This is a genomic window from Bordetella genomosp. 9 (assembly GCF_002261425.1).
Classification (GTDB): domain Bacteria; phylum Pseudomonadota; class Gammaproteobacteria; order Burkholderiales; family Burkholderiaceae_B; genus Bordetella_C.
The window spans coordinates 1,253,944-1,265,154 of record NZ_NEVJ01000003.1; the positions used below are offsets into that span (position 1 = coordinate 1,253,944).

The 11,211-nt window shown below is 66.8% G+C and carries 9 protein-coding genes; 5 read left to right on the forward strand and 4 right to left on the reverse strand.

The features are described from left to right. Positions 1 to 20: 20 nt before the first annotated feature. From dapD to CAL26_RS16820, 4 genes are read left to right on the forward strand one after another with little or no spacing between them, the layout of a single operon-like run. Positions 21 to 842 (forward strand): 2,3,4,5-tetrahydropyridine-2,6-dicarboxylate N-succinyltransferase, encoded by an 822-nt coding sequence (dapD, locus tag CAL26_RS16805; RefSeq protein ID WP_094847979.1) that lies wholly within the window; start codon positions 21 to 23, stop codon positions 840 to 842. Further along, a complete protein-coding gene (dapE, locus tag CAL26_RS16810) occupies positions 842 to 1,981 on the forward strand; it encodes a succinyl-diaminopimelate desuccinylase (RefSeq protein ID WP_094847980.1) in 1,140 nt (379 codons plus the stop codon). Before dapD ends, dapE begins: the two co-directional genes overlap by 1 nt. Before the next feature lie 8 nt (positions 1,982 to 1,989). After that, on the forward strand, positions 1,990 to 2,886 hold the full coding sequence (gene prmB, locus CAL26_RS16815) for a 50S ribosomal protein L3 N(5)-glutamine methyltransferase (RefSeq protein WP_094847981.1): 897 nt from the start codon (positions 1,990 to 1,992) through the stop codon (positions 2,884 to 2,886). Then, a complete protein-coding gene (locus CAL26_RS16820; protein WP_094847982.1) occupies positions 2,883 to 4,811 on the forward strand; it encodes an ABC-F family ATP-binding cassette domain-containing protein in 1,929 nt (642 codons plus the stop codon). The genes prmB and CAL26_RS16820 overlap by 4 nt, the downstream gene beginning before the upstream one ends. Before the next feature lie 49 nt (positions 4,812 to 4,860). Here CAL26_RS16820 and CAL26_RS16825 read toward each other — a convergent pair whose 3' ends face one another. Both CAL26_RS16825 and CAL26_RS16830 read right to left on the reverse strand, forming a co-directional pair. After that, a complete protein-coding gene (locus tag CAL26_RS16825) occupies positions 4,861 to 7,158 on the reverse strand; it encodes a UvrD-helicase domain-containing protein (protein ID WP_094847983.1) in 2,298 nt (765 codons plus the stop codon). Further along, positions 7,155 to 8,363, reverse strand: coding sequence for a DesA family fatty acid desaturase (locus tag CAL26_RS16830; RefSeq protein ID WP_094847984.1), 1,209 nt, complete (start codon positions 8,361 to 8,363; stop codon positions 7,155 to 7,157). Before CAL26_RS16830 ends, CAL26_RS16825 begins: the two co-directional genes overlap by 4 nt. A gap of 138 nt (positions 8,364 to 8,501) precedes the next feature. Here CAL26_RS16830 and CAL26_RS16835 point away from each other — a divergent pair, with 138 nt between their 5' ends. Beyond that, on the forward strand, positions 8,502 to 9,023 hold the full coding sequence (locus CAL26_RS16835; protein ID WP_143277449.1) for a hypothetical protein: 522 nt from the start codon (positions 8,502 to 8,504) through the stop codon (positions 9,021 to 9,023). Here CAL26_RS16835 and CAL26_RS16840 read toward each other — a convergent pair. Next, positions 8,995 to 10,413: an RsmB/NOP family class I SAM-dependent RNA methyltransferase gene (locus CAL26_RS16840; RefSeq protein ID WP_094849929.1), complete on the reverse strand. Its 1,419-nt coding sequence runs from the start codon at positions 10,411 to 10,413 to the stop codon at positions 8,995 to 8,997. The genes CAL26_RS16835 and CAL26_RS16840 overlap by 29 nt on opposite strands. A 151-nt stretch (positions 10,414 to 10,564) precedes the next feature. Then, positions 10,565 to 11,179: a phosphoribosylglycinamide formyltransferase gene (gene purN, locus CAL26_RS16845; protein ID WP_373454485.1), complete on the reverse strand. Its 615-nt coding sequence runs from the start codon at positions 11,177 to 11,179 to the stop codon at positions 10,565 to 10,567. Positions 11,180 to 11,211: the final 32 nt, after the last annotated feature.

Genomic DNA, 11,211 nt, shown 5'->3' on the forward strand with positions numbered 1-11,211 from the left:
CTCCACAACAGCCAAGAACCATGACTCTCGACCTACAAACCACCATCGAACAAGCCTGGGAAGCCAGGGCATCCCTGACGGCGACCGATGCCAGCGCCGAAGTCCGCGAAGCGGTCGAACACACCATCGACGCGCTGGACGCCGGACGCCTGCGGGTGGCGGACAAAGCGACGGGTGAATGGATCGTGCACCAGTGGATCAAGAAAGCCGTGCTGCTTTCGTTCCGCCTGCAGGACAACGCGGTCATGGGCCAGGCCCCGCTGCAGTTCTACGACAAGGTGCCGTTGAAGTTCGCCGAATACGGCAACGCCGCCTTCCAGCACGGCGGCTACCGCGTGGTGCCGCCCGCCGTGGCGCGCCGCGGCGCCTTCATCGGCCGCAATGTGGTGCTGATGCCCTCGTACGTCAACCTGGGCGCCTACGTGGACGAAGGCACCATGGTGGACACCTGGGCCACGGTGGGTTCGTGCGCCCAGATCGGCAAGAACGTCCATTTGTCCGGCGGCGTCGGCATCGGCGGCGTGCTGGAGCCGCTGCAGGCCAACCCGACCATCATCGAGGACAACTGCTTCATCGGCGCGCGCTCCGAGATCGTGGAAGGCGTGATCGTCGAGGAAAACTCGGTGCTGTCGATGGGCGTGTACCTGTCGCAAAGCACCAAGATCTTCGATCGCGCCACAGGCAAGATCACCTACGGCCGGATCCCCTCGGGCTCGGTCGTCGTGCCCGGCTCGCTGCCGGCCGCCGATGGCTCGCACAGCCTGTACTGCGCCGTGATCGTCAAGCGTGTCGACGCGCAGACGCGCGCCAAGACCAGCATCAACGATCTGCTGAGGGCGTAATGGCCGCGACCGCCGTACTCGATCTGGTCAAGGACCTGATCGCCCGCCCCTCCGTCACGCCGGCGGACTTCGACTGCCAGCAGATGCTGGCGCAGCGCCTCGAGCGTGCCGGATTCCGCTGCGAGACCATCGTCTGCAACGACGTGACCAATCTCTGGGCACGGCGCGGCAGCGCCGGTCCGTTGGTGGTGTTCGCCGGACACACCGACGTGGTGCCGCCCGGACCGCGCGAAAAGTGGGACAGCGATCCTTTCCTGCCGGTCGAGCGCGACGGTTTCCTGTACGGCCGCGGCGCGGCGGACATGAAAACCTCGATCGCCGCCTTCGTGGTGGCGGTGGAAGAATTCGTGGCCGCGCACCCGGACCACGACGGTTCCATCGCCCTGCTCCTGACGTCCGATGAAGAAGGCCCGTCGGTGGACGGCACCGTACGTGTCTGCGAATGGTTGCAGCAGCGCGGCGAAACCCTGGACTACTGCATCGTCGGCGAACCGACGTCGGTCGAGCGCCTGGGCGATATGTGCAAGAACGGCCGCCGCGGCTCGCTGTCGGGCCGGCTGACGGTCAGGGGCATCCAGGGCCACGTCGCCTACCCCCACCTGGCCCGCAACGCGGTGCATGACGTCGCCCCTGCCCTGGCCGAACTGGTGTCCATCGAGTGGGACCAGGGCAACGAATATTTCCCGCCGACCACCTTCCAGATCTCCAACATGTCGGCGGGCACCGGCGCGACGAATATCGTGCCGGGCGAAGCCGTGCTGCTGTTCAACTTCCGCTTTTCGACCGCCAGCACGCCTGAAGGCCTGCAATCGCGCGTGAAGGCGGTGCTGGACAAGCATGGCGTCGATCATCACATCGACTGGCAGCTGGGCGGCGAACCGTTCCTGACGCCCCGGGGCGCGCTGAGCACGGCGCTGACCGCCGCCATCCGCGCCGAGACCGGCCTGGATACCGAGCTGTCGACCACGGGCGGCACTTCCGACGGCCGCTTCCTGGCCAAGATCTGCCCGCAGGTCATCGAATTCGGCCCGTGCAACGCCACCATCCACAAAGTCAATGAACGCGTCGAGCTCGACTCGCTCACACCCTTGAAGAATATCTACCGCCGCACGGTTGAAAACCTGCTGCTGCCGGCGTAACGGACCCAATGCCCTCTTCCAATCGTTCCGAATTGCAGACCGTGCGCGACCTGATCCGCTACGGTGTCTCGCGGCTGAATGCCGGGCAGGTGAGCTACGGCCATGGCAGCGACAATGCCTGGGACGAAGCCGTCTACCTGGTCCTGCACACGCTGCACCTTCCGCTCGATACGCTGGAGCCTTTCCTGGAGGCCCGCGTCCTGCCGGACGAGCGTGAACAGGTGCTGGCCTTGCTGGACAAGCGCGTGGCGGAGCGCCTGCCCGCGCCCTACCTGACCAACGAAGCCTGGCTGCGCGGCCGCCGCTTCTACGTGGACAACCGCGTGATCGTGCCCCGCTCGCCGATCGCCGAACTGCTGGACGACAGCCTGTCGCCGTGGGTGGCCGATCCCGAAACCGTGGAGTATGTGCTGGACATGTGCACGGGATCGGGATGCCTGGCGGTCCTGTCCGCGCTGGCATTTCCTTTCGCGCATGTCGATGGCGTCGACATTTCCGCCAGCGCGCTGGAAGTCGCCATGCACAACGTGGGCGCCTATAACCTGCATGACCGCATCTCCCTGCACTGCAGCGATCTTTTCCAGAAGCTGCCCGCGCGGCAGTACGACGTCATCATCTGCAATCCGCCCTATGTGAATGCGGATTCCATGGACGCGCTGCCGCAGGAATACCGGCATGAACCGCATATGGCGCTGGCCGGCGGCGACGACGGCATGGACCTGGTCAAGCGCATCATCGACGAAGCCCCCGCCCACTTGCGTCCCAAAGGCCTCCTGGTGCTGGAAATCGGCCACGAGCGCGAACATTTCGAGGCGGCATTCCCGCACCTGGATCCGGTGTGGCTGGATTCCTCGGAAGCCTCCGACCAGATCATGCTGCTGACGCGCGAGCAGTTGGCGCCGTGATACGAGGATCCGGAATCACCCTGCGCCGCGGGACGAAAATCCTGCTGGACGGCGCGGACTTCGTCGTCAACCCCGGGGAGCGTGTCGGCATCGTCGGCAAGAACGGCGCCGGTAAATCCACATTGTTCGCCTTGTTGACGGGCACCCTGGACCTGGACGCCGGCAGCCTGGCCATGCCGCCCGACTGGCGCATCGCCAGCGTGCAGCAGGAGTTGCACGCCGACGATCGGCCCGCGCGCGAATTCGTCATCGATGGAGACGTGCCGCTGCGCACCCTGCAGGCCAGGCGAGCGGCGCTGGACGATGACCAGGGTACGGAAATCGCCGAGACCGAAGCGGCACTGATCGAGGCCGGCGCCTGGACCGCGCCATCGCGCGCGGAGCAGTTGCTGGCCGGCCTGGGCTTCAAGCCCGACGAATGGATGCAGCCGGTCGCCAGCTTTTCCGGCGGTTGGCGCATGCGGCTGGCACTGGCCCGCGCGCTGATGGCGCCATCGGACCTGCTGTTGCTGGACGAGCCGACCAACCACCTGGACCTGGACGCCATGCTGTGGCTGGAAAAGTGGCTGACGGCGTATCCAGGGACGGTGCTGCTGATTTCGCACGATACCGAATTCCTGGACGCCGCCGCCAAGGCCATCCTGCACTTCGACCACGGCAAGCTGGTCCGCTACCGCGGCGGCTACCAGGATTTCCTCGAACAGCGCGCGGAACGCCTGCGCCAGACCCGCATCGCCCATGAAAGGCAGACTCGGGAAGCGGCGCGCCTGCAGGGCTTCATCGACCGCTTCAAGGCCAAGGCTTCCAAGGCCAAGCAGGCCCAGAGCCGCGTCAAGGCGCTGGCGCGCATGCAGACGCTGGCGCCGCTGCATGCGGAAGCGGGCATCGATATCCGCATTCCGTCGCCGGACCACATGCCGGATCCCCTGCTGATCCTGGAAAAGCTCTGTGCCGGGTATACGGACGCGTCAGGCAAGCCTGTCGACATCCTGCGCGATGTGACGCTGATGGTGCGCGCCGGCAGCCGCGTCGGGATCCTGGGCGCGAATGGCGCGGGCAAGAGCACGCTGGTCAAGACGATTGCCGAAACCCTGCCCGTGCGGGCCGGCGAGCGCCGCGCTTCGCGCGGGCTGTCCATCGGCTATTTCGCCCAGCATCAGCTCGATATGCTGGACCTGAACGCCACGCCGCTATTGCACCTGGCGCGCATCGCGCCGGAAGCCCGCGAACAGGAGCTGCGCAATTACCTGGGTGGTTTCGGATTCTCCGGCGATTCGGTCACGGGACCGGTCGGCCCGATGTCGGGCGGCGAAAAAGCGCGGCTGGCCCTGTCGCTGATCGTCTGGCAGAAGCCGAATCTGCTGCTGCTGGACGAACCCAGCAACCACCTGGACGTCGAAACGCGCGAAGCGCTCGCCGCCGCGCTGGCGGAGTTCGCCGGCAGCATGCTGCTGGTTTCGCATGACCGGCATCTGCTGCGCACCACCGTGGACGACTTCTGGATCGTGGCCGACGGCACGGTGCGCGAATTCGACGGCGACCTGGAGGATTACCGCGACTGGCTGGCGGCGCGTGGCGCCCAGGAAAAAGCCGACGCGTCGCGCACGACCACGGACGCTGCGGCCCCCGCCGACCGCAAGCAACAGCGCCGGCAGGAAGCCGAGGCGCGCCAACGCGTCGCGGCCGCGCGCAAACCGCTGGAAAGCAGGCTGGGCAAGGTGGACGCCGAAATGGCGGCCATACGCAAGCGCCTGGACACGCTGGACGCCCTGATCGCCGACGCGGATCTGTATTCCGACGCCCGCCGCGGCGAGCGCCAGAAGGTCATGAGCGAACATGGCGAGCTGGCCAAGCGCATGGACGAACTGGAAGAACAGTGGCTGGAGCTGCAGGAAGCCATCGAGGCGGTCGAGAAATCCGCCTGAGGAAAAGCGGCTGAGGCAAGCCGCCTAAGGAAAACCGGCCGAGCCCGACTCAGCCGGCAATCACGTCCAGCTTGGCGATCCCGAGCGCGAGCGTCTTGGGACCCACGTCGCGGAACTGGATCTGCGCCTGCGCATCCTGGCCGTTGCCGCTGAGACCGATGATGGTCCCGTCGCCGAAACGCGCGTGCCGCACACCCTGCCCGATACGGTATTGACGATCGCCGACCGTCACGCCCGACGACACGCCGCGCGGCTGGCGCGGCGCAATGGTGCCGGTGGGCTTGCGGCCGAAGGCATCGCGGTCGGCGCCGCGCCAATCCCTGCTGCCAGCGCCATACTCGTCCCCCATCGTGGCGCGGGGGGTCAGCCATTTCAGATGCTGTTCGGGGATTTCGCCCAGGAAGCGCGAACGCATGGCGTAGCGCGTCTGTCCGTGCAGCATGCGGCTTTGCGCCAGGCTCAGGTACAGGCGTTCACGCGCCCGGGTGATCGCCACGTACATCAGCCGGCGTTCTTCTTCCAGGCCGGCTTGCTCCAGGACGCTGTTTTCATGCGGGAACAGGCCTTCTTCGAGCCCGGTGATGAAAACCGCGTCGAATTCCAGGCCCTTGGCCGCGTGCACGGTCATCATCTGGACGGCGTCCTGCCCGGCCTGCGCCTGGTTGTCGCCGGCTTCCAGCGCCGCATGGGACAGGAAGGCCGCCAGCGGCGTCAGGTTTTCCGTCGGCGCGGCGAACGCGGGATCCGTCGTCCCGGCGGCGTCAGGCTCCGGGATCGGTTCGCGTTGGGCGGCCACGCCCGCCGGCAGGCCGTCGAAATTTTCCTCGGTCGAAAACACCGCCGCGGCGTTGACCAGTTCGTTCAGGTTCTCGATCCGCTCCGTGCCTTCTTTTTCGCCACGGTAATGTTCGATGAGCCCGCTGGCTTCCAGCACGTGCTCGACCATTTCCGGCAAAGGTAGTTCACGCGTGTCGTCCGCCATGCGCCCGATCAGCGTTGCGAACTGCGCCAGATTGGCGCCACCCTTGCCCGCCACGCGGGCGACCGCGCCGTACAGGCTGGTGTCGTGCGCGCGGGCGGCATCCGCCAGTTGTTCGAGCGTGCGAGCGCCGATCCCGCGCGCCGGGAAATTCACCACCCGCATCCACGACGTATCGTCATGCGGGTTGGCGATCAGGCGCAGGTAGGCCAGCGCATGCTTGATTTCCTGGCGCTCGAAAAAGCGCAGGCCGCCATAGACCTTGTAGGGAATGGCGGCGGAAAACAGTGCGTGTTCCAGCACGCGCGATTGCGCGTTGCTTCGATACAGCACGGCGATTTCGCGGCGCGCCCGCCCGTCGTTGACCAGGGCGCGGATTTCGTCCACGACCCACTGTGCTTCCATGCCGTCGGAAGGCTGTTCGATGACGCGCACGGGCTCGCCTTCGCCCTGCTCCGTCCAGAGGTTCTTGCCCAGACGGCCGCTGTTATGGTCGATCAGCGCGTTGGCGGCGTCCAGGATATGGCCGTAGGAACGGTAGTTCTGTTCCAGGCGGATGACCGTGCCGTGCGCATAGTCGCGTTCGAAGTCGGCCATGTTGCCGACATTCGCGCCGCGGAAAGCGTAGATGGACTGGTCGTCGTCGCCGACGGCGAAGATATGCGCGCCGCCCCCGGCCAGCAAGCGCAGCCACTTGTACTGCAGCGTGTTGGTGTCCTGGAATTCGTCCACCAGGATGTGGCGGAACCGGCGCTGGTAGTGCTCGCGCACCGGCGCATTGCGCGACAGCAATTCGTAGGCGCGCAGCAGCAGTTCGGGGAAATCGACCACGCCCTCGCGCTGGCACTGCGCTTCGTACAGCTGATAGATTTCGATCAGGCGGCGTCGATGGCTATCCCAGGCTTCGAGTTCGCCCGGGCGCTGGCCTTCTTCCTTGGCGCCGTTGATGAAACGCTGCACGTCGCGCGGCGGGTATTTTTCATCGTCGATGCCGTTGGCCTTGAGCAGGCGCTTGATCGCCGCCAGCTGGTCCGCCGTGTCCAGTATCTGGAAGGCCTGGGGCAGGCCCGCGTCGCGGTGATGCGCGCGCAACAAGCGATTGCACAGGCCGTGAAAGGTACCCACCCACAGGCCGCGCGTGTCGAGCGGCAGGATCGCGGTGATCCGTGCCAGCATTTCGCGCGCCGCCTTGTTGGTGAAGGTGACGGCCAGCAGTGCATAAGGGCTGGCCAGGCCGTTCTGGATCAGCCACGCCATGCGCGTGGTCAATACACGCGTTTTGCCGCTGCCTGCCCCGGCCAGGACCAGGGCATGCTGCGGCTCGAGCGTAACGGCGGCGCGTTGTTCGGGATTTAACTTATCGATCATGCCGCATAGCGGCGGAGTCGGTCGGCGAACTGCTCCAGCCCTTCAATTCCGCTCTGCTGCGCGCGCTGGCACCAGGCCTGCAGGTGATGCAACAGCTGTTCGCTGCTGGCGCTGGAGCTTTCCCACAAGCGGCCCAGTTCGCGGCGCATCTGCACCAGCGTGGACAGCGACTGGCTGCCGGCGATGGCCTGATCCACCTGCGCGACCTGTTCCGGCTGCAAGGCGTCTTCCGAGCGGTGCAGCCAGCGGCGGACGCGACGCAGCGTGGTCCAGCGGCATTCGGCGCTGTCGGGCGAACGCGACGTCTTGAGCTTGGCCAGCTCCTGGCGCGCGGCGCTCTTGATGATGTCGCCGTAGCGCGCCATGACTTCGTAGCGGTGCGTGATCACGCCCTGCAGCGTGCCGAGATCCACCATCGGCTTGTCGGATTCCAGCTTGAGCTTGGGAGCGACCTTCTTGACCTTGGCCAATCCGACGAACTGCAGGATGCGGATATAGCCCCAGCCGATGTCGAACTCGTACCACTTGGCCGAAAACTTGGCGGACGTACCGTAGGCGTGGTGATTGTTGTGCAGTTCTTCACCACCGATGACGATGCCCCAGGGGAAGACATTCGTGCTGGTGTCCGGGCTGGCATAGTTGCGATAGCCCCAGTAGTGGCCGATACCGTTGACGACGCCCGCGGCCCAGAAGGGAATCCAGGCCATCTGCACCGCCCAGACGGTCACGCCGACGGCGCCGAACATGGCGATGTCCAGGGCCAGCATGATCATCACACCCAGCAGGCTGTGGCGCGAATAGACGTTGCGTTCGAGCCAGTCGTCCGGCGTGCCGTGGCCGAACTTGGCCATGGTCTCGGCGTTGGTGGCTTCTTCGCGATACAGCTCGGCGCCGCGGAACAATACTTTCCAGATGCCGAACAGCATGGGCGAATGCGGATCGCCTTCGCGCTCGCACTTCGCGTGATGCTTGCGATGGATGGCGACCCATTCCTTGGTCACCATGCCGGTGGTCATCCACAACCAGAAGCGGAAGAAATGCATGACCGCCGGATGCAGGTCCAGCCCGCGGTGGGCCTGGCTACGGTGCAGGAAAACCGTGACTGCTACGATAGTGACGTGCGTGGCCACCAGCGTGAATACAACGATCTGCCACCACGAAGCTTGCAGGAAACCGCCTGCGGCGAAGGAGAGAAGGTGATCCATATGGGTCGTAAATACCTCGGGTTAAAGCTACACAGCGAGTTTAGCGTACCTTTCGCCCTTATGACAGCATGCTGATTTGACCAAACACACTTGAAATTCTTGCAAAGTTGTTGTTTCCACCCATCTTCTGTGCTCATCTTGACCGCTTTTTCAACGACCAGCCCCGCTCGCGGCCTCTGGCGCACCGGGATTGCCGCCCTGGACGCCGGGCGGCGATGCCTGGGCGCGGGCGTGCGGGCGCGCCAGGCGCGTTACTTTTCCGCCACATCCCTTGCTCTACTGTGTTGCCTGCCTGGCCTGCTCCGCGCCGAAGACAGCCAGCGCGGCGGCTGGACGGTCGGCGCCGGCAGCACCACGGTCCTGGCGGAATACTATGAAATCCAGGCGTCGGACTGCCGCGCCCTGCGTGCGCCGCCGGTGGTGGTCAAGACGCGCCCCACGCAGGGCAAGCTGGTCATCAATACGACGACCGGCCAGGCCGACAAGCCGGCCAAGTGCCGGAATGTCCAGGTACCGGTGACCCGCGTGCTCTACCATGCGGACTCGCGGCCAGGGCGCGACGCCGTGGGCTGGGAGATATTCTTCCAGTCCCGCGAGCTGGGCACCCGGTCGGTCCAGGGGACCGTGACGGTTACGGCGCGTCAGCCGCCCGGTCGTTGACGGCGGACTGCCCGGCTTCGGGTTCCAGGTCCACCTCGACCGGATCGGCCACCGGATCGGCCGCCGGATCAGCCGCGAGGGCACCGGCGCCGTCGGGCTCCGCCGTTGGCGCGTCAGCGGTGGTATCCACCCCGGCTGCGGCGCCGGCTTGCGCGGCGGCGGCAGGCCCCTTCCGGCGCTCGAAGACCGCGGCGAAAAACCCGTCCGTGCCGTGCACGTCCGGCCGCAGCTGCATATAGGGTCCCTTCAGGTCCAGGCCTTCGCAGCGCGCATTGATCAAGGCGGCGGCGTCCAGTTGCTCGAATTCCGGATGGGTCGCCAGGAAGACTTCGGCCTGCGCCTCGTTTTCTTCCGGCAGCAGGCTGCAGGTGGCATACACCAGCCGTCCGCCCGGCGCGACGCAGCGGGCCGCCGCGTTCAGGATGCGCGCCTGCAGCAGGCCCAGCTCCTGCAGCGCCTCGGGATGCTGGCGCCATTTCAGGTCGGGATTGCGCCGCAGGGTGCCGATGCCGCTGCATGGCGCGTCCACCAGGACGCGCTGGGCCTTGCCAGCCAGGCGTTTGACGCGGGTATCGTTTTCGCTGTCGATGACGACCGGCACCACGTTGGACAGGCCGCTGCGGGCGAAGCGCGGCTTGGCGCGCGCCAGGCGCGCCGCCGACACGTCGAAGGCGTACAGGCGGCCCGTCGATCGCATCAGCGCGCCCAGCAGCAGGGTCTTGCCCCCTGCCCCGGCGCAGAAGTCGATGATCATCTCGCCGCGGCGCGGCGCCACGAGCAGCGCCAGCAGCTGGCTGCCTTCGTCCTGGACTTCGATGTCGCCCGCCTCGAACTGCGGCCAGCGGTTCACTGGCGGACGCCCCTGCAGCCTGATGCCCCAGGGAGAAAACGGCATGGCGCGGGGCTGATAACGCGCGGCGGGGCCGTCGTTCAGGCTGCGCAGGACGGCATCCCGGTCGGCCTTCAAGGGGTTCACGCGGAGGTCCAGCGGCGCCGGGCGGTTCAAGGCATCGGCCAGCGCGTCGGCATTCTCGTAGGCGCCCAGGCGCTCGTCGAGCCAGTCGGGCAGGCTCGCGCGGACCGCGCGCGGCAGGGTCGCCGGGTCGATCCGCAGCACATGATCGAGCCAGTCGTTTTCTTCCGGCGCCAGCGCTTCGCGCAGGGGTTCGCGTCCCAGCGTGGCCGCCAGGCCCAGTATCGCCAGGCGCCGCGCGGCGGCGCCCACGCCGGTCTCGGCCAGCCGGCGATAGCGCCGCAGATTGCGCAGCACGTCGTAGGCGGCCTCGGACACTTCCGCCCGGTCGCGGCCGCCCAGGGCGGGGTGAGCCCGCAGCCAATGCGTCAGCACGCCATCCGCGGGGTGCGCCCACTGCAGCATTTCGCCAAGCACCTGCTGCACCTGGCCCAGGCGGACGGCGGCGAACGATGGGCGCGGGCGATCCGCCCCACCGGCACGCTGCGCTGGGGATTTCGCGCCTGCGCGCTGCGGTTTCTTCATGTTGTTTCCCTGGCGGGCCCTGGGCCCGTCGATAAAAGTTGCTTCAATTCGCCGGCGCGTCGCCAGCCGTCCACATGTAAAGGCGCGGCGAGTCGCCCCGCACGACCACGCGATGATCCGCCGTCTGGCTGACGCGGCCTTCCGCCAGCCAGCGCACGGCGGCGGGGAACACCCGATGTTCCATGGCCAGCACGCGTTCGGCCAGGCTTTCCGGGGTGTCCCCGCTGAGCACCGGCACGCAGGCCTGCGCGATGATGGGGCCGTGGTCCAGCAGCGGCGTGACGAAGTGCACCGTGCAGCCATGCACCTGCACCCCGGTGGCCAGCGCCTGCCCGTGGGTATGCAGTCCGGGAAACGCCGGCAGCAGCGAAGGATGGATATTGACCAGCCGATCCGCGTAGCGATTGACGAAGCCCGGCGTCAGCACCCGCATGAAACCGGCAAGAATCACATAGTCGGGCCGATGCCGGTCGATCTCTTCCGCCAGCGCGGCGTCGAAGGCTTCGCGGCCGGCGTAGTCGCGATGGTAAACCGAGGCGACCGGGATGCCGGCCTCGCCGGCCCAGCGCAGGCCGTCCGCGTCGGGCCGGCTGGCGATGACCGCGACGATGTCCGCCGGCCAGTTTTCCTGGCGGCAGGCCTGGACCAGGGCTTGCATATTGCTGCCGCGACCCGAAATGAGTATGACGA

Excerpts from the sequence above, each read along its gene's own strand:
- dapD (WP_094847979.1), top strand. The coding sequence starts at position 21 with ATGACTCTCGACCTACAAACCACCATCGAACAAGCCTGGGAAGCCAGG.
- dapE (WP_094847980.1), top strand. The coding sequence starts at position 842 with ATGGCCGCGACCGCCGTACTCGATCTGGTCAAGGACCTGATCGCCCGC.
- prmB (WP_094847981.1), top strand. The coding sequence starts at position 1,990 with ATGCCCTCTTCCAATCGTTCCGAATTGCAGACCGTGCGCGACCTGATC.
- CAL26_RS16825 (WP_094847983.1), bottom strand. The coding sequence starts at position 7,158 with ATGATCGATAAGTTAAATCCCGAACAACGCGCCGCCGTTACGCTCGAG.
- CAL26_RS16830 (WP_094847984.1), bottom strand. The coding sequence starts at position 8,363 with ATGGATCACCTTCTCTCCTTCGCCGCAGGCGGTTTCCTGCAAGCTTCG.
- purN (WP_373454485.1), bottom strand. The coding sequence starts at position 11,179 with ATGCAAGCCCTGGTCCAGGCCTGCCGCCAGGAAAACTGGCCGGCGGAC.